Origin of the sequence: Streptomyces sp. NPDC058240, assembly GCF_042882135.1 — a bacterium.
Lineage (GTDB): Bacteria > Actinomycetota > Actinomycetes > Streptomycetales > Streptomycetaceae > Streptomyces.
Genome location: NZ_JBHVWT010000007.1, coordinates 1 through 16,069 on the forward strand (window position 1 = coordinate 1; position 16,069 = coordinate 16,069).

Genomic DNA, 16,069 nt, shown 5'->3' on the forward strand with positions numbered 1-16,069 from the left:
TTCCAGTTCTTCGCTTTCGCGCTTCCCTTTCCGGCGAGTCCGACTCTATCAGATCCTTTCGGGCCTGATTCCCAGTCAGCGGGGTTTGTCTTCCCAGCTGTTGGGCCGTTCCGACGAGTGAGACTTTAGCGGAATCCTGGGCCCCGACGCTAATCGGGGTCGCGCTCCTTCGAACGCGGATTCCTCATTTCGCAAATGCACACAGAAAGTCCGGCGACAGATGTCGCTGACTAGATGTGGTCACTGCGGAATGGCTGTCCGGGGACCGACCGGAGTCGGCGCTCACGTCGGACAACTCGGAGCACATTACGGATCCGGGCAGGCCGTGTCAACCTCGGGCCGGGTCGGGTCCTGCTGGAAGGCCAGGCGGTAGTCGCGGGGGCTGGTGGAGAGGTGGGTGGCGAAGTGCTGGCGCATGGTGATCTCGCTGCCGAAGCCGGTGCGGCGGGCCACCTCGGGGAGGGGGAGGTCGGTGCGTTCCAGGAGCTTCTGGGCTGCGGCGATGCGTTGGGTGATCAGCCAGCGCAGCGGGGTCGTACCGGTGGAAGCCTGGAAGTGGCGGGCGAAGGAGCGGGGGGACATTGCGGCGTGGGCGGCGAGGTCGGCGACCGTGTGGGGTTCGGCCAGATGGGCCAGGGCGAAGGCCCGTACCGCGGCGAGGGTGTCTGCGTCGCGGTCGGCGCGGGGGGTGGGGTGCTCGATGAACTGGGCCTGGGTGCCGGTGCGGAACGGGGCCGTGACCATCGAGCGGGCGATCGTCGCCGCGGTCTCGGCTCCGTGGGTCGTGCGGACGAGGTGGAGGCAGAGGTCGATGCCGGCCGCGGTGCCTGCCGACGTCCAGATGTTGTCCTCGTGGAGGAAGAGGGCGTCCTGGGTGACCTTCACCTGGGGGTGGCGGGTGCTCAGGAGGTCGGTGAGGTTCCAGTGGGTGACTGCTCGGCGGCCGTCCAGGAGGCCGGCCTGGGCGAGCGTGAAGGCTCCGCCGCACAGGGACGCGATCGGGGTGGCTCGGGCGTGGGCGCGGCGGAGGGCTTCGAGGACCGGGGCGGGGGCCGGTGTCACGTGGTCGTCGAGGCCGGGGACGACGATCAGGTCGGCACGGGCGAGCCAGGCGAGGGTGCGGTCGGGGGTGAGGGAGAGGCCGCCGCGCAGGGCGATGGGGCTCGGTTCCGCGGCGGTGCGGCGCAGGTCGAAGGGCGGGACGCCGCGGTCGGTGCGGTCCACGCCCCAGACCTCCGTGATGACAGAGACGTCGAAGGCACGGATGCCGGGGAAGGCGACGAGCGCGATGCGGGTGGGCTCGGGGGAGGTGGCCACGGTGGCAGTAAAGCATCGATCGATGGCTTTCTGACCTCTGGGGCGTGGGGTCGCCGGACGGCAGGATCGTTCGTATGGAGATCGCAGAGAACGCAGCGCTGATCGTGGTGGACGTGCAGGAGGGCTTCGAGGAGGAGGCGTACTGGGGGCCGCGGAACAACCCCGCGGCCGATCGGAACATCGCGGGGCTGATCGATGCCTGGCAGGCGAGCGGGCGCCCCGTGGTGTTCGTACGGCATGACTCGCTCACGCCTGATTCGCCCTTGCGGGTGGGACAGCCGGGGAACGACTTCAAGGGGTATGTGGAGGAGCGGCGCGGGAAGGGCGGTGGGCCCGAGCTGTTGCTGACGAAGAGCGTGAACTCCGCCTTCTACGGGACGCCGGACCTCGCGGCGTGGCTGGACCGGAGCGGGATCCGGCAGTTCGTGGTGGCCGGGATCCAGACCAATATGTGCGCGGAGACGACGGCGCGGATGGGCGGGAACCTCGGGTACGAGGTGTTCTTCGCGCTGGATGCCACGCACACCTTCGACCTGGCCGGGCCGTGGGGGTGGACGCTGGGCGCGGACGAGCTGGCGCGGGCCACCGCCGTGTCGTTGCACGGCGGTGGGTTCGCGAAGGTGGTGCGCAGTGCGGAGCTGATCGCTGCCGCGGAGTAGGTCAGCCGTTGCCGGAGGCCAGTTCGCGGCTGCGGTCGCGGGCGGCTTCGAGGGCGGCGATGAGGGCGGCTCGTACGCCGTGGTTCTCCAGCTCGCGGATGGCGCTGATGGTCGTGCCGGCCGGGCTGGTGACGGCTTCGCGCAGCTTGACGGGGTGTTCGCCGCTGTCGCGGAGCATCACGGCGGCGCCGATGGCGGCCTGGACGATCAGCTCGTGGGCCTGGGCGCGGGGCAGGCCGAGCAGGATGCCGGCGTCGGTCATCGCCTCGACGAGGAAGTAGAAGTACGCGGGGCCCGATCCGGACAGGGCGGTTGCCGCGTCCTGCTGGGACTCGGGGACGCGGAGAGTCTTGCCGACGCCGCCGAAGATCGCCTCCGCGGCGGCGAGGTGGTCGGTGGTGGCGTGGCTGCCCGCCGAGATGACGGACATGCCCTCGTCGACGAGGACGGGGGTGTTCGGCATGACGCGTACGACCGGGGTGTTCGCGGCGAGGCGGTCCTCGATGAAGGCGGTCGTGATGCCCGCGGCCGCGCTGATGACCAGGCGGTCGGGGGTGACGTGCTCGGCGAGTTCGTCGAGGAGCCGGCCCATGTCCTGGGGCTTGACCGCGAGGATGAGGATGTCGGCGCGCTTGGCGGCTTCGGCGTTGCTGACGGAATCGACGCCGTAGCGGTTGTGGAGTTCCTCGGCGCGCTCGGAGCGGCGGGTGGTGACCAGCAGGTTCGCCGGGCGCCAGCCCGCCCGGATCATGCCGCTGAGCAGGGCCTCGCCGATCTTGCCGGTGCCGAGGACTGCGACTGTCTGGGTCATGTGGTTCACCCTCCGGGCGGTGCTGACGGTTCTCGGTGCTCGGTGCTCGTGTCCGCCATCCTCGCACCGGCCCGTCAGGCGGTGCGGCGGCGGAGCGTGGCGGCGCCGAGGGCGAGGACGAGGAGGGCGCAGCCCGCCACGATCAGGACGTCGTGCACGAAGTCGCCGGTGATGTCGGTGTGGCGGAGGACCTCGTTCATGCCGTCGACGGCGTACGACATGGGCAGGGCGTTCGAGATCGCTTCGAGGACGGGTGCCATCCGGTCGCGGGCGATGAACAGTCCGCAGAGCAGGAGCTGCGGGAAGATCACGGCGGGCATGAACTGGACGGCCTGGAACTCGGACGCTGCGAAGGCGGAGACGAACAGGCCCAGTGCCGTGCCGAGCAGGGCGTCGAGCAGGGCGACCAGGAGCAGCAGCCACGGTGAGCCGGTGACGTCCAGGCCCAGCGCCCAGACCGAGAGTGCGGTGGCCAGGAGGGACTGGACGATCGCGACGGCGCCGAAGGCGAGGGCGTAGCCGGCGATCAGGTCGCCCTTGCCCAGCGGCATGGCGAGGAGGCGTTCGAGGGTGCCCGAGGTGCGTTCGCGCAGGGTGGCGATCGAGGTCACCAGGAACATCGTGATCAGCGGGAAGATGCCGAGGAGCGAGGCGCCGATGGCGTCGAAGGTGCGCGGGCTGCCGTCGAACACGTACCGGAGCAGCGTGATCAGCACGACCGGGATCAGGAGGAGCAGCGCGACGGTACGGGCGTCGTGGGTCAGCTGGCGCAGGACGCGGGCGGCGGTGGCGAGCGTGCGGGCGGGGCTCAGGGGTGGTGCGGCCGGTTGGGGCTGCGGGTGCGGGGTGCTCATCGGACGGTCTCCTGACGGGTGGCGGCTCCGTCGACCAGGTGGAGGAACGCCTCTTCGACGGTGGCGGCGTGGGCGGCGGTGCGCAGCGCCTCGGGGGTGTCGTCGGCGAGGATCTCGCCCTCGCGCATGAGGAGCAGCCGGTGGCAGCGCTCGGCCTCGTCCATGACGTGGGAGGAGACGAGGAGTGTGGTGCCGCGGTCGGCGGCGAGGGTGTGGAAGAGGTTCCACAGGTCGCGGCGGAGTACCGGGTCCAGCCCGACGGTCGGTTCGTCGAGGACCAGGAGTTCGGGGGTGCCGAGCAGGGCCACGGCGAGGGAGACACGGGTGAGCTGGCCGCCGGAGAGGGTGCCGGCCAGCGCGTCGGCGTGGCTGGTCAGATCGACCTCGGCGATCGCACGGGTGACGGCGGAGCGGCGGGCGTCCCGGTGGCGGCGGCCCGGCCGGAGGATCGCCGCGAAGTAGTCGAGGTTCTGTCGGACGGTCAGGTCGGTGTAGACGGACGGGGCCTGGGTGACGTACCCGATGCGCGGGCGGAGGGTGGGATGTCCGGCGGGGCTGCCGAGCACGTCGAGGGTGCCGGTGACCTTGGCCTGGGTGCCTACGACGGCACGCATCAGGGTGGATTTGCCGCAGCCGGAGGGGCCCAGGAGGCCGGTGATCCTGCCGGGTTCGACGGTGAAGTCGAGGTCGCGGAGGACGGTGCGGGTGCCTCGTACGACGGTGAGGCCGCGGGCCTCGATGGCGAAGCCCGGAGAATTCATCATGTGATGAATTTTGATCCTGGCGGTGGCTGTCCGTCAAGGGCGCTGTGCGGTCCGGCCTGTGGGGCGGCGGGGGTCTGTGCGGTGCGGCGAGGTGCGTGCTGTGGGCGCAGGCGGTTGGGGGCGTGATCGGACGGGAGCATTCCACCTCTTTGTGCTTCCGCGACCATCAGCCGGTTCCGGATCCGGGCCGGGCATTCAACTCCCGTAAAGGACAATGAATTTCACCGTCCCTCGGTACCCATGCATCTCCCTGTCCATGACGTGTCCGTCAGTCGATGGAGGTGCTTCTCGTGCGTGGTTTTCCGAACTTCCCTAGCATTCGGCCCTTTCCGATATCGCGAGCCGACTTCGCCGCTTCGCTCGTCGTCTTCCTGGTCGCCCTGCCGCTGTGCGTGGGGGTGGCCGTCGCCTCCGGGGTGCCGGCCGAGCTCGGACTGATCACCGGGATAGTCGGCGGGCTCGTCACGGGCCTGCTCCCGGGCAGCAGTGTGCAGGTCAGCGGGCCCGCCGCCGGACTGACCGTGCTCGTGTACGAGGCGGTGCACAGCTATGGGGTCGGCGCCCTGGGGGTGCTGGTGCTGGCCGCCGGGCTGGTCCAGGCGGGGCTGGGGGTGCTGCGGCTCGGGCGGTGGTTCCGGGCCGTGTCCGTGGCCGTGGTGCAGGGGATGCTCGCCGGGATCGGCCTGGTGCTGGTCGTGGGTCAGCTGTACGTGCTCGCCGATGCGGCGGCGCCCGGTTCCATGGGGCAGAAGCTCGGCGGGCTGCCGCGGCTGGTGCTCGGTACGGGGGTGACGGCCAGCGCGGTCGCCGTCGGGGTCGGGACGCTCCTCGTGCTCACGCTGTGGCCGAAGTGTCGGCGGGCGGCCCGGATGGTGCCCGCGCCCCTGGTGGCGGTGGGACTGGCGGCCGGGGCGACCTGGCTGTTCGACCTGCCCGTGCGGCGGGTGGCGGTGGGCGGGCTGCTGGATGCCGTACGGCCGCCGGAGCCCGGGGACTGGGCGCGGCTCACGGAAGTGGGTGTCATCGGCACCGTCCTCGCGTTCGCGCTGATCGCGTCGGCCGAATCGCTGTTCAGCGCGGCGGCCGTGGACCGGCTGCATGACGGGAAGCGGACGGACTACGACAAGGAGCTGATCGCGCAGGGGGCGGGCAACGCGGTGTGCGGACTGCTCGGCGCGCTGCCGATGACCGCGGTGATCGTGCGCAGCGCGGCCAATGTCCGGGCCGGGGCGAGGACGAAGGCGTCGCGGGTGCTGCACGGGGTGTGGCTGTTGGTCTTCGCGGCTGTGCTGCCGAGCGCCCTCGGGGTGATTCCGGTGGCGGCGCTGGCAGCGGTGCTGCTGCATGCGGGCTTCAAGCTCGTTCCCGTACGGGCGTTGATGCCGCTGTGGCGTGAGCATCGTGGGGAGGCGGTGGTGCTCGTGGTGACGGCGGGGACGATCGTGGCGACGAGTCTCTTCGAGGGGGTGCTGGTGGGTCTGCTGCTGGCCGTCGCCAAGACCGCCTGGGACATCAGTCATGTGCACGTCGAGACGCACGAGGGCGACGACGGGACGTTACGGGTACGGGTGGCGGGCCACGCCACGTTCCTGCGGCTGCCGAAGCTGCTGGACGCGCTGGACGGCCTTCCGCACGACCGGGCCGTCGTGCTGGACCTCACCGGGCTGCACCACACCGACCACGCGTGCGCCGCGGCCCTGGAGGGCTGGGCCGCGGAGCGGGAGGCGCGCGAGGCACTTCGGCGTGCGGATCAGGAGCGCGGTGGGGGTGAGGCCGGGGACGGGCCCGGACGGATCGCCACGCTCAGGTCGACCACGTAACTCTCCTCGACCGTGCCGTCCGGGAAGAGCTCCGCCAGCCGGTCGCGCTCCTCGGTGAGGAATCGGTGCGTGGGTTCCTCACCGAGGACGAGGAAGGCGGAGTGGCTGCCGAGGTTGGCGAGGTGGGTGTCGAGGGACACCCGTCGGGTCCAGGGCACCGTTCGGTTCACGAAGCCGAGCTCGGACGGCAGATGGCGGGAGCGGACGGGCGAGCCGTGGGCGCCCTCGTCGGCACCGAAGAAGCGGCGGAGGCGGGCGTCCTGCTCGGCGATCCAGGGGACGGAGTGGTCGGAGACGTTCCACCAGAGGGCGAGTGCGCCGCCGGGGCGCAGGACGCGCAGGGCCTCGGGGGTGGCGCGGCTCCGGTCGGTCCAGTGCCAGGACTGGGCATATGTGATCAGGTCGGCCGATGCGGTGGCGATGGGGAGGCGGTTGCCGTCGCCGCGCACGATCGGCACGTACGGGAGTGCCCGGTGCAGTTCTTCCGCCATGCCGGGGCCCGGTTCGACTGCGGTGACCCGGGCGCCCCGGTCGTGAAGGAGTCGGGTGGAGATACCCGTGCCCGCGCCGACGTCGATGGTGCGGGCTCCGCGCAGGGGGCGGCCGGCCAGTTCCTCGACGGTGTCGAAGAGTGCGGGCGGGTAGCCGGGGCGGGCCGCGGCGTACTGGGCGGCTGCGCGGTCGAAGGAGAGGGCGCGAGGTGGGGCCGGGGTGGCGGATGAGGAGGTGCGCGACCGGGAATCGGAGTCGGAGTCGGAGTCGGAAGGGAGCATGGGGCCATCGTGGCCCGCACGGGGGCCCTGCGCCGGTGCTCGCGGGTACTTGACCCGGCGCTTGTGGGGCCCTGCGCTCGTGGGGCCCTGCGCTCGTGGGGCCCTACTTGCGCTTGGGTCGCTTTCCCTTGGTGGTCTTGCGGGCCGCCGGGTTCCCGGTGCGGGCCGAGCGGCGCTTCTCGAAGCGGGCCAGGGCCGTCTCGTACTCCGTGCGGCGCAGTTGCTCGCCCGGTGCCTCCTTGAACGTACGGAGGAAGTACGCGATCAGCGAGCCGACGAAGCCGATGGTCTTGAGGCCGCGCAGATTGGCCTCGCGCGCCGGGTCGGCCGGGCGGCGGCTGAAGCCTTCCCACGTCTTGCGGAAGGCGATGGCGCTGCAGATGGCGAACATCAGGACGACCAGGATGCCGACGGCGTTGCCGACGTCGGCGATCTCCAGTCCCTGGAAGGCGAAGCGGAGTACGAAGCAGGCGGCGACCGCGGCCGCGAGGGAGCCGACCGCCGCCCCGACGCGTCGCAGCCCGTAGCCCCCGTCGTGGTCGACCCAGGTCGTACCGAAGAAGAGCAGGGGCTCGGGCTGCGGGCCGGGCGTGGTGGAGCCTGGCGTGGTGCCGGGGCCGGGGGCTTCGCTGTTCTCGCTCACGAGGTCGATTATCCCCGGGTGGTCACGGTCCCGGTCGTCGTCCCCGTCATCCCGGTTGCCGTCCCGTCGCCGTCCCGGTCAGTCGCAGCGCGGCGCGATGTAGCCGTCGCTGCCCGTGTGGACGTAGGCGTCCGCCACGAACTGGCCGTTGGCGATGTTGTCCCAGAGGTTCGAGGTGCCGTACGGGCCGGTGACCCGCTCCCCCGGCTTCTGGCAGTAGACCGGGACCTTCATCCCGTACGGGAGGGTCCTGACGATCCCGTACTTGGTGCCCGGTCCCGTGCGGACGTTGACGCGGTAGCCGGGCGCGATCGGATACCTGGTGACGTCGTCGTTCCCGGCGAGCGTCTCCACGTCCTCGGTGACGTCGGTGACGTCGGCTGCGGCGGTCGTGACGTCGGTGTGCTCATCCATGGCCATGAGGCCCTCCCCCGTCGAGAGATGGTGTGTACGAGGTGTACGACGCGCAGGCTACAAGCCCCGTCCGGATCGCACGCACCATCGACTAGGCTCCGTGCGTCGCGCTTGCGGACGAACACACGGGGGTGGGCGATGCCGCCGCTGCGAGGTACCGGAACCAATCCGGAAGCGGAGCATCCGGAGTACGCCGGGCAGTACCGTCTTGAGGCACGTCTCGGCGCGGGCGGCATGGGAGTCGTGCACCTGGCGCGCTCCGCCTCCGGGCTGCAGCTGGCCGTCAAGGTGGTGCACCAGCAGTACGCGGCGGACCCCGAGTTCAGGGCACGTTTCCGGCAGGAGGTCGGGGCGGCCAGGCGGGTCAGCGGCGCCTTCACCGCATCGGTCGTCGACGCCGATCCGGATGCCGTACGGCCATGGATGGCCACCCTGTACGTGCCCGGCCCCACGCTCGCCGACCAGGTGAAGCGGAACGGGCCGATGGCCCCCGCCGAACTGCGCAGGCTGACGGCGGGACTCGCCGAGGCGCTGCGCGACATCCATCGGGCCGGGGTGATCCACCGCGACCTCAAGCCGAGCAATGTGCTGCTCTCCGACTCCGGGCCCAAGGTCATCGACTTCGGGATCTCCCGGCCGTACGACAGCGATCTGCGCACCGAGACGGGCAAGTTGATCGGCTCGCCGCCGTACATGGCGCCCGAGCAGTTCCAGCGACCGCGCGAAGTCGGGCCCGCCGCCGATGTGTTCGCCCTGGGGGCCGTGCTCGTCCACGCGGCGACCGGCCGGGGGCCCTTCGACTCGGACAGCCCGTACATCGTGGCCTACCAGGTGGTGCACGACGAGGCCGATCTGGCGGGGGTGCCTGCGGACCTGGCTCCGCTGATCGGGCAGTGCCTGACGAAGGACCCCGCCGGGCGGCCCACCCCGGACGAGATCATGACGACGCTGCGCCCGCCCTCGTACGACGCCGCCGCGTTCATACCGTCGCAGCGGCGGCCGGTCACCGCTGCGACCCCCGTCCCGGAGACCGGGGCGGACGCGGGGGCGGCGGCCGACGCGGACACGCATGTGGGCGCGGGCGCGGCGGCGCGGGGCAGGAAGGCGGCCGGGGACGGCGGCGACAGGCGGCGGTGGCTGGCGGCCTCCGCGGCGCTGCTGGCCATGGGGGCCGGCGGGGTGTGGGCCGTCGGCGCGGGGTTCGGCCTCGGCGGCTCGGGCGGGGCCGGTGGGTCGGGCGGGACGAAGGATTCGGCGGAGGCGTTCGCCCCGTGGCGGACGCCGTTTCGGACCGTCGGCAAGGCGACACCGGTCTGTTCCCCGGTGGACGGCTCCGGGGAGTCCGGAAAGGAGGCGTCCGACCGGTCCGCGGCTCTGTACTGCGCGGCGGGCGGTGTCGGTGTCGCCCGGCTGGACCCGGCGGACGGCCGGGTGCTGTGGTCCCGTCGCCCGGCGGGGGGCAGCCCGTCGGTCGGCGTGGTGTCGGTCTCCGGCGGTCTGGTGCACACGGCGGTGCCGGGCGGGAAGCTCCGGGCGTACGACCCCGCCAGGGGCGAACAGGTCTGGGACGCGGACCTCTCCCCGTACCTGGGCACCCCCTTCGACGCGGGTGACACGCTGCTGCTGGTCGCCGAGGACGGCACGACCGAGGCGCTCGACTCCGCGACCGGTGTCTCCCTCTGGCGGCATCCGCTCGCCGGGCACCAGCGCCCGGACTACGCGCTGTACGACGACAGGACCGGGCTGGCCTACGCGTTCGAGCACTCGGCCTACGGGTCCACCACACTGGTCACGGCCGTCGACGCCGCGACCGGGCACACCGCGTGGCAGCGCAGGCTGGACGGGATGCTGACCCCGGTGGGGACCTCGGACGGCGCGCTCGTCCTGACGGCCATGAACGGGGACGCCCAGACCGTCGGGCTCGTCCGCTACGAACCGGGAGCGCGGCGCGTCGTACGGATGGCGCTGCCGTTCCGGATGAATGAACCGGAGGTCGTGCTGGGCGGGGACACCGCCTATCTGCTGGCGCACGGCGGGACGCTGGTCGCCCTCGACACCCGCCCGGCCGACGACGGCGGCAAGACGGTCCGCTGGCAGCTGGAGACCGCTGCCGGGCGGACGTCCGCGCCCGTCCTCGCCACCGGGAACCGGTTGTACTTCTCGACGGCGGACGGGCGGCTGCTGGCCGTGGACACCGAGCACGGGAAGCTGCTGGGGCAGACGGGCCCACGGCTGCGGAACGGGAGGCTCACGTACTCCTCGGTGCTGCCCGCCCCCGTCGCCGCCGGCCGGACCGTCTTCGGGACCGCGCCCGACGGGTCCGTGTTCGCCGTGGACGGACAGGACCCCGCTCGCTGGTGAGCGCGAGCGGGGTCCTCGTCGATCAGCGCGTCGTCCGGGTCGTCGGTCGGCGCGTCGTTCAGCCCGTCGTTCAGCCGAGCTTGGACACGTCGCGCACCGCGCCCCGGTCGGCGCTCGTCGCCATCGCCGCGTAGGCGCGCAGTGCCGCCGAGACCTTGCGCTCGCGGTTCTTCGGCGCGTAGACGCCGTTCAGTGCCTCGCGGCGGGTGGCCAGCTCGGCCTCGGGGACGAGGAGCTCGATCGAACGGTTCGGGATGTCGATCCTGATCCGGTCGCCGTCCTCGACCAGCGCGATCGTGCCGCCCGACGCGGCCTCCGGCGACGCGTGGCCGATGGACAGGCCCGACGTACCGCCGGAGAAGCGGCCGTCGGTCACCAGGGCGCAGCTCTTGCCGAGGCCGCGGCCCTTGAGGAAGGAGGTCGGGTAGAGCATCTCCTGCATGCCGGGGCCGCCGCGCGGGCCCTCGTAGCGGATGACGACGACGTCGCCCTCCTTGATCTCCTTGCGGAGGATCTTATCGACGGCCTCCTCCTGCGACTCGCAGACGACCGCCGGGCCCTCGAAGGTCCAGATCGACTCGTCGACGCCCGCCGTCTTCACGACACAGCCGTCCACGGCGAGGTTCCCCTTGAGGACCGCGAGGCCGCCGTCCTTGGAGTACGCGTGCTCCACGTCGCGGATGCAGCCGCCGGCCGCGTCCAGGTCGAGGGTCTCCCAGCGCTCGGACTGCGAGAAGGCGGTCGCGGAACGCACGCAGCCGGGGGCCGCGTGCCACATCTCGACGGCCTCCGGCGACGGCGAGCCGCCGCGGATGTCCCAGTTCTTGAGCCACTCGGCGAGGGAGTCGGAGTGGACCGAGTGCACGTCCTCGTTGAGCAGGCCGCCGCGGTGCAGTTCGCCCAGGATGGCGGGGATGCCACCGGCCCGGTGCACGTCCTCCATGTAGTACGTGCCGCCGGGGGCGACGTTGGGCGCGACCTTCGACAGGCAGGGGACGCGGCGCGAGACCTCGTCCATGTCGCCGAGGTCGTAGTCGAGCTCCGCCTCCTGGGCCGCGGCCAGCAGGTGCAGGATCGTGTTGGTGGAGCCGCCCATCGAGATGTCGAGTGCCATGGCGTTCTCGAACGCGGCACGGGTGCCGATGGAGCGGGGCAGGACCGAGGCGTCGTCCTGCTCGTAGTGGCGCCTGGTGATCTCGACGACCGTTCGGCCGGCCTCCTCGTACAGCGCCTTGCGGGCGGTGTGCGTGGCGAGGACGGAGCCGTTGCCGGGGAGGGAGAGGCCGAGGACCTCGGTCAGGCAGTTCATCGAGTTGGCGGTGAACATTCCGGAACAGCTGCCGCAGGTGGGGCAGGCGTTCTCCTCGATGCGGAGGATGTCCTCGTCGGAGATGCTCTCGTCGACCGCGTCGCTGATGGCGTTGACCAGGTCGAGCTTGCGGACCGTGCCGTCGACGAGGGTGGCCTGGCCGGCCTCCATCGGGCCGCCGGAGACGAAGACCGTCGGGATGTTGAGGCGCATCGCGGCCATCAGCATGCCGGGGGTGATCTTGTCGCAGTTGGAGATGCAGATCAGCGCGTCCGCGCAGTGCGCCTCGACCATGTACTCGACGGAGTCGGCGATCAGGTCGCGGGAGGGGAGGCTGTACAGCATCCCGGCGTGGCCCATCGCGATGCCGTCGTCGACGGCGATGGTGTTGAACTCGCGGGGCACGGCGCCCGCGGCCTTGATGGCATCGGAGACGATCCGGCCGACCGGGGCCAGGTGCGTGTGGCCGGGGACGAACTCGGTGAAGGAGTTGGCGACCGCGATGATCGGCTTGCCGATGTCCTCGCTCGCTACGCCCGAGGCCCGCATGAGGGCACGGGCGCCCGCCATGTTGCGGCCGTGAGTGACAGTGCGGGACCTCAGCTGGGGCATCGTCTCTCGCTCCTTCGACGTTAAGGACTGTCTCCGAGCGTACGCCTCCGACTCCAAGATCTGGACACAGTGTCCGAAATGCGGGACGAAATGCTCGGTGGGTGGGCGGGGCGACGGCGTGCGCGATTCCGTGGGGCTCGGGGATCCTCAGTCTTCCGTCAGGTAGCGCTGCAGGGTCGGTGCGACCATCTCGATGATCTTCTCGGGGTCCGCCGAGGCCAGCGGTTCCGCCCGGATCACATAGCGGAGCATCGCGATCCCGAGCATGTGCGAAGCCGCCAGTTCCGCGCGGAACGTGGCGTCCGGTACGTCGAGTGCCTCCGCCACGCGTTCCAGGAGCCGGCGCAGGACGAAGCCCCGGAGGACCTTCGCCGCCGCCTCGTGCGTCAGCGCGGATCGCATGATCGCCAGCAGCGGGGCCCTGGACGCCGGGTTCTCCCACACGGAAATGAAGTAGCGGGCCAGCCGCTCCCCCAGGCCGTCCGTGCCGTTGCCGAGGACGGCCGGGAGCACCAGGGCCGGCTCGAAGGAGAGCTCGATCGCGGCCGCGAAGACCTCGTCCTTCGTACCGAAGTAGTGGTGGACCAGGGCGGAGTCGACGCCCGCCGCCTTGGCGATGCCCCGGACCGACGTCTTGTCGTAGCCGCGCTCCGCGAATTCGGTGCGGGCCGCCTCCAGGATGCGGGTGCGCGCGTCGGGGCCGGTGGGGGCGGCGGTACGGGAGGGGCGGCCGCGACGCTTGGGGGCGGGGCCGCCGGTGGGGCCGGTGGGTTCCGAGTGGCCGGCGGGCTCCGTGGGGCCGCCGGTGGGGCCGGTGGGGGCGCCTGTCATGGGCGCGGCGCGCGGATCGGGGACGACGCCAGGTGGAGCCGGGTGAAGGCCAGCGCCTCCGCCAGGTCGGCCTCGCGTTCGGCGGCGGACATGGCGCGGCGGGTGTTGACCTCGATGACGACATGGCCGTCGAAGCCGGTGCGGGCCAGGTGCTCCAGGAGTTCGGCACAGGGCTGGTCGCCCCGGCCGGGCACCAGGTGCTCGTCCTTGTTGGAGCCCTTGCCGTCGGCGAGGTGGATGTGGGCGAGCCGGTCGCCCATCCGCTCGACCATCGCCATGCCGTCGGTGCGGGCCGTCGCGGTGTGCGAGAGGTCCACGGTGAAGTGGCGGTAGTCGTCGTTGGTGACGTCCCAGTCGGGGGCGTACGCGAGCATCTCGCGGTCCCGGTAGCGCCAGGGGTACATGTTCTCGACGGCGAACCGCACATCGGTCTCGTCGGCCATGCGCCAGATCCCGGTGACGAAGTCGCGCGCGTAATTGCGCTGCCAACGGAACGGCGGATGGACGACCACGGTCGTCGCCCCGAGCTTCTCCGCCGCGGCGCGGGCCCGCTGGAGCTTCACCCAGGGATCGGTGGACCAGACGCGCTGCGTGATCAGCAGACAGGGCGCGTGGACGGCGAGGATCGGCACCTGGTGGTACTCCGAGAGCCGTCGCAGCGCCTCGATGTCCTGGCTGACGGGGTCCGTCCACACCATGACCTCGACGCCGTCGTAACCGAGGCGCGCGGCGATCTCGAAGGCCGTCGCCGTCGACTCCGGGTAGACGGAAGCCGTCGACAGGGCGACCTTCGCATCCGGGATGCGCACCACTGGTTCTGCCACTGGGACAGCGTACGGGCAGTGGTACGCCGCGCCGAGGGGTCCCGGCGGAAAGTGAGCAGGGCCATGGCGGACTTCCGGCCACCCGGCGGCACTCGGCCCGGCGCACTCAGCCCAGCGCGGCCCGCTCCGCCGGCAGGTGGTCCAGGCGGCGCAGGATGACGCCCTCGCGCAGCGCCCAGGGGCAGATCTCCAGCTCCTCGACCCCGAACAGATCCATCGCCCCCTCCGCGACCAGCGCCCCGGCGAGCAGCTGCGCGGCCCGGCCCTCGGAGACGCCGGGCAGATCGCCCCGCTGCTCGACGGTCATCGCCGCCAGCTTCGGCACCCACTCCTCCAGCGCCTTGCGAGTGAGGCCGCGCTGCACGTACAGGCCGTCGGCGGAGCGCGCGGCGCCCGCGATCCTGGCGAGCTGCCTGAAGGTCTTGGACGTGGCCACGACATGGTCGGGGCGCCCGAGGCGGGTGAACTCCCCGACGCTGCGGGCGATCCTGGCCCGGACATGGCGGCGCAGTGCCTTCACCTCCGCCGGGTCCGGCGGATCGCCCGGCAGCCACCCTGCGGTGAGCCGGCCGGCCCCGAGCGGCAGCGACACCGCGGCGTCCGGCTCCTCGTCCATGCCGTACGCGATCTCCAGCGAACCGCCCCCGATGTCCAGGACCAGCAGCCGCCCCGCCGACCAGCCGAACCAGCGGCGCGCGGCGAGGAAGGTGAGCCGGGCCTCCTCGGCGCCGCTGAGGACGGCGAGGTCGATGCCCGTCTCGTCGCGCACCCGGGCCAGCACCTGGTCGGCGTTGCTCGCCTCCCGTACCGCGGACGTGGCGAACGGCAGGACGTCCTCGCACCCCTTGTCCTCGGCGGCCTGGAGCGCGTCGGTGATCGTCGCCACGAGCCGGTCCACACCGTCGGGGCCGATCGCCCCGTCCTCGTCGAGGAGTTCGGCCAGGCGGAGCTCCGCCTTGTGCGAATGCGCGGGCAGCGGGCGCGCGCCGGGGTGCGCGTCCACCACCAGCAGATGCACCGTGTTCGAACCGACGTCGAGGACTCCGAGTCTCATACCCGGAACGCTACCGGGACCGCGGACCCGGGCCGACCAGTGATCGGGACCGCGGACTCGGGGCCGGCCGCCTTACTCTTGGCGCGTGCCAAAGACGAAAAAGGCGAAGCCGGGCAAAAACACGAAGAAACAGGGAACGAAGCTGGAGATGCGGCAGCAGGAAGTGAGCGGACCGAACCGGTCCGAGGACGAGACGGGGATCGACTTCGCGCGCGCCTGGGTGGAGTTCCCGGACCCCGCGGACGAGGAGCAGATCTTCCGCTGCGACCTGACCTGGCTGACCTCCAGGTGGACCTGCATCTTCGGCAGCGGCTGCCAGGGCATCCAGGCGGGCCGTGCGGACGACGGGTGCTGCACGCTGGGCGCGCACTTCTCGGACGAGGACGACGAGAAGCGGGTGGCGAGCCATGTCGAACGGCTGACCCCCGATCTGTGGCAGTTCCACGACGTCGGCACCGGGACCGGCTGGGTCGAGGTCGACGACGACGGGGAGCGCCAGACGCGGCGCTGGAAGGGTTCGTGCATCTTCCAGAACCGGCCCGGATTCGCGGCGGGCGCGGGCTGCTCCCTGCACATCCTGGCGCTGCGGGAGGGCAAGGAGCCCCTGGAGACCAAGCCGGACGTCTGCTGGCAGCTGCCGGTCCGGCGTACGTACGACTGGATCGACCGGCCCGACGACACGCGGGTGCTCCAGGTGTCGATCGGCGAGTACGACCGCAGGGGCTGGGGCCCCGGCGGTCACGATCTGCACTGGTGGTGCACCTCGGCGACCTCGGCGCACGGGGCCGGGGAGCCGGTGTACGTCTCGTACCGGCCCGAGCTCACCGAGATGATGGGCAAGGAGGCGTACGAGCGGCTCGTCGAACTGTGCGAGGAGCGGCTGTCCTCGCTGCTGCCGATGGCACCGCACCCGGCGGATCCGGTCGATCCGGCGTGACGACCGGGGCGTGAATCCGGGGCGGGGCGCGGCGGCCGGGGCATGACGGCCGGGCTTGGCGGCCGGGCGCGAGCCCCGTACGGCCC

The 16,069-nt window shown here is 71.8% G+C and carries 15 protein-coding genes; 4 read left to right on the forward strand and 11 right to left on the reverse strand.

Annotated elements, in window-relative coordinates; all coding sequences use genetic code 11:
- Window positions 1-306: 306 nt before the first annotated feature.
- On the reverse strand, window positions 307-1,317 hold the full coding sequence (locus ACFVX4_RS15115) for a GlxA family transcriptional regulator (protein ID WP_389976490.1): 1,011 nt from the start codon (window positions 1,315-1,317) through the stop codon (window positions 307-309).
- 74 nt (window positions 1,318-1,391) lie between these two features.
- Here ACFVX4_RS15115 and ACFVX4_RS15120 point away from each other — a divergent pair, with 74 nt between their 5' ends.
- Entirely contained in the window at window positions 1,392-1,976 is a 585-nt protein-coding gene (locus ACFVX4_RS15120; protein WP_389976493.1) for a cysteine hydrolase family protein, read from the forward strand.
- Between the two features lies 1 nt (window position 1,977).
- Here the strand turns inward: ACFVX4_RS15120 and proC are convergent, their stop codons facing one another.
- The 3 genes from proC to ACFVX4_RS15135 form a co-directional block, all read right to left on the reverse strand.
- Complete coding sequence (gene proC, locus ACFVX4_RS15125) at window positions 1,978-2,787, reverse strand: pyrroline-5-carboxylate reductase (protein WP_385326220.1); 810 nt, start codon at window positions 2,785-2,787, stop codon at window positions 1,978-1,980.
- 74 nt (window positions 2,788-2,861) lie between these two features.
- Window positions 2,862-3,641 (reverse strand): ABC transporter permease, encoded by a 780-nt coding sequence (locus ACFVX4_RS15130; RefSeq protein WP_389976497.1) that lies wholly within the window; start codon window positions 3,639-3,641, stop codon window positions 2,862-2,864.
- Complete coding sequence (locus ACFVX4_RS15135; protein ID WP_389976500.1) at window positions 3,638-4,405, reverse strand: ABC transporter ATP-binding protein; 768 nt, start codon at window positions 4,403-4,405, stop codon at window positions 3,638-3,640. Before ACFVX4_RS15135 ends, ACFVX4_RS15130 begins: the two co-directional genes overlap by 4 nt.
- A gap of 275 nt (window positions 4,406-4,680) precedes the next feature.
- Between ACFVX4_RS15135 and ACFVX4_RS15140 the strand changes: the two genes are divergently transcribed.
- Entirely contained in the window at window positions 4,681-6,225 is a 1,545-nt protein-coding gene (locus ACFVX4_RS15140) for a SulP family inorganic anion transporter (protein WP_389976503.1), read from the forward strand.
- On the opposite strand, the gene ACFVX4_RS15145 is transcribed toward ACFVX4_RS15140, so the two are convergent.
- The 3 genes from ACFVX4_RS15145 to ACFVX4_RS15155 form a co-directional block, all read right to left on the reverse strand.
- The gene (locus ACFVX4_RS15145) at window positions 6,156-6,998 is read right to left on the reverse strand and encodes a class I SAM-dependent methyltransferase (protein ID WP_389976506.1); all 843 of its coding nucleotides are present in this window, start codon (window positions 6,996-6,998) and stop codon (window positions 6,156-6,158) included. The two genes, ACFVX4_RS15140 and ACFVX4_RS15145, sit on opposite strands and share 70 nt — an antisense overlap.
- 103 nt (window positions 6,999-7,101) lie before the next feature.
- Window positions 7,102-7,641, reverse strand: coding sequence for a hypothetical protein (locus ACFVX4_RS15150; RefSeq protein ID WP_389976509.1), 540 nt, complete (start codon window positions 7,639-7,641; stop codon window positions 7,102-7,104).
- Window positions 7,642-7,719: 78 nt separating this feature from the next.
- Window positions 7,720-8,061, reverse strand: coding sequence for an SH3 domain-containing protein (locus ACFVX4_RS15155; protein ID WP_389976512.1), 342 nt, complete (start codon window positions 8,059-8,061; stop codon window positions 7,720-7,722).
- A 132-nt stretch (window positions 8,062-8,193) separates the two neighbouring features.
- Here ACFVX4_RS15155 and ACFVX4_RS15160 point away from each other — a divergent pair, with 132 nt between their 5' ends.
- Complete coding sequence (locus ACFVX4_RS15160; protein WP_389976516.1) at window positions 8,194-10,416, forward strand: serine/threonine-protein kinase; 2,223 nt, start codon at window positions 8,194-8,196, stop codon at window positions 10,414-10,416.
- Between the two features lie 70 nt (window positions 10,417-10,486).
- Here the strand turns inward: ACFVX4_RS15160 and ilvD are convergent, their stop codons facing one another.
- The 4 genes from ilvD to ACFVX4_RS15180 all read right to left on the reverse strand — a co-directional run bounded on the left by ilvD (window position 10,487) and on the right by ACFVX4_RS15180 (window position 15,046).
- Window positions 10,487-12,337 carry a dihydroxy-acid dehydratase gene (gene ilvD, locus ACFVX4_RS15165; protein ID WP_389976519.1) on the reverse strand — a complete coding sequence of 617 codons (1,851 nt, stop codon included), beginning with the start codon at window positions 12,335-12,337 and terminating at the stop codon, window positions 10,487-10,489.
- 147 nt (window positions 12,338-12,484) lie between these two features.
- Window positions 12,485-13,168 (reverse strand): TetR family transcriptional regulator, encoded by a 684-nt coding sequence (locus tag ACFVX4_RS15170; protein ID WP_389976522.1) that lies wholly within the window; start codon window positions 13,166-13,168, stop codon window positions 12,485-12,487.
- Window positions 13,165-13,992 carry a sugar phosphate isomerase/epimerase family protein gene (locus tag ACFVX4_RS15175; protein ID WP_389976525.1) on the reverse strand — a complete coding sequence of 276 codons (828 nt, stop codon included), beginning with the start codon at window positions 13,990-13,992 and terminating at the stop codon, window positions 13,165-13,167. The genes ACFVX4_RS15170 and ACFVX4_RS15175 overlap by 4 nt, the downstream gene beginning before the upstream one ends.
- 106 nt (window positions 13,993-14,098) lie before the next feature.
- Window positions 14,099-15,046, reverse strand: coding sequence for a Ppx/GppA phosphatase family protein (locus ACFVX4_RS15180; protein ID WP_266417756.1), 948 nt, complete (start codon window positions 15,044-15,046; stop codon window positions 14,099-14,101).
- 85 nt (window positions 15,047-15,131) lie between these two features.
- Between ACFVX4_RS15180 and ACFVX4_RS15185 the strand changes: the two genes are divergently transcribed.
- Entirely contained in the window at window positions 15,132-15,983 is an 852-nt protein-coding gene (locus ACFVX4_RS15185) for a hypothetical protein (protein ID WP_389976528.1), read from the forward strand.
- Window positions 15,984-16,069: the final 86 nt, after the last annotated feature.

Bases quoted from the DNA above. Each gene is read 5' to 3' on its own strand.
- ACFVX4_RS15145 (WP_389976506.1), bottom strand. From the start codon at position 6,998: ATGCTCCCTTCCGACTCCGACTCCGACTCCGATTCCCGGTCGCGCACC.
- ilvD (WP_389976519.1), bottom strand. From the start codon at position 12,337: ATGCCCCAGCTGAGGTCCCGCACTGTCACTCACGGCCGCAACATGGCG.
- ACFVX4_RS15135 (WP_389976500.1), bottom strand. From the start codon at position 4,405: ATGATGAATTCTCCGGGCTTCGCCATCGAGGCCCGCGGCCTCACCGTC.
- ACFVX4_RS15140 (WP_389976503.1), top strand. From the start codon at position 4,681: ATGGAGGTGCTTCTCGTGCGTGGTTTTCCGAACTTCCCTAGCATTCGG.
- ACFVX4_RS15180 (WP_266417756.1), bottom strand. From the start codon at position 15,046: ATGAGACTCGGAGTCCTCGACGTCGGTTCGAACACGGTGCATCTGCTG.
- ACFVX4_RS15160 (WP_389976516.1), top strand. From the start codon at position 8,194: ATGCCGCCGCTGCGAGGTACCGGAACCAATCCGGAAGCGGAGCATCCG.
- ACFVX4_RS15120 (WP_389976493.1), top strand. From the start codon at position 1,392: ATGGAGATCGCAGAGAACGCAGCGCTGATCGTGGTGGACGTGCAGGAG.
- ACFVX4_RS15170 (WP_389976522.1), bottom strand. From the start codon at position 13,168: ATGACAGGCGCCCCCACCGGCCCCACCGGCGGCCCCACGGAGCCCGCC.
- proC (WP_385326220.1), bottom strand. From the start codon at position 2,787: ATGACCCAGACAGTCGCAGTCCTCGGCACCGGCAAGATCGGCGAGGCC.
- ACFVX4_RS15130 (WP_389976497.1), bottom strand. From the start codon at position 3,641: ATGAGCACCCCGCACCCGCAGCCCCAACCGGCCGCACCACCCCTGAGC.
- ACFVX4_RS15155 (WP_389976512.1), bottom strand. From the start codon at position 8,061: ATGGCCATGGATGAGCACACCGACGTCACGACCGCCGCAGCCGACGTC.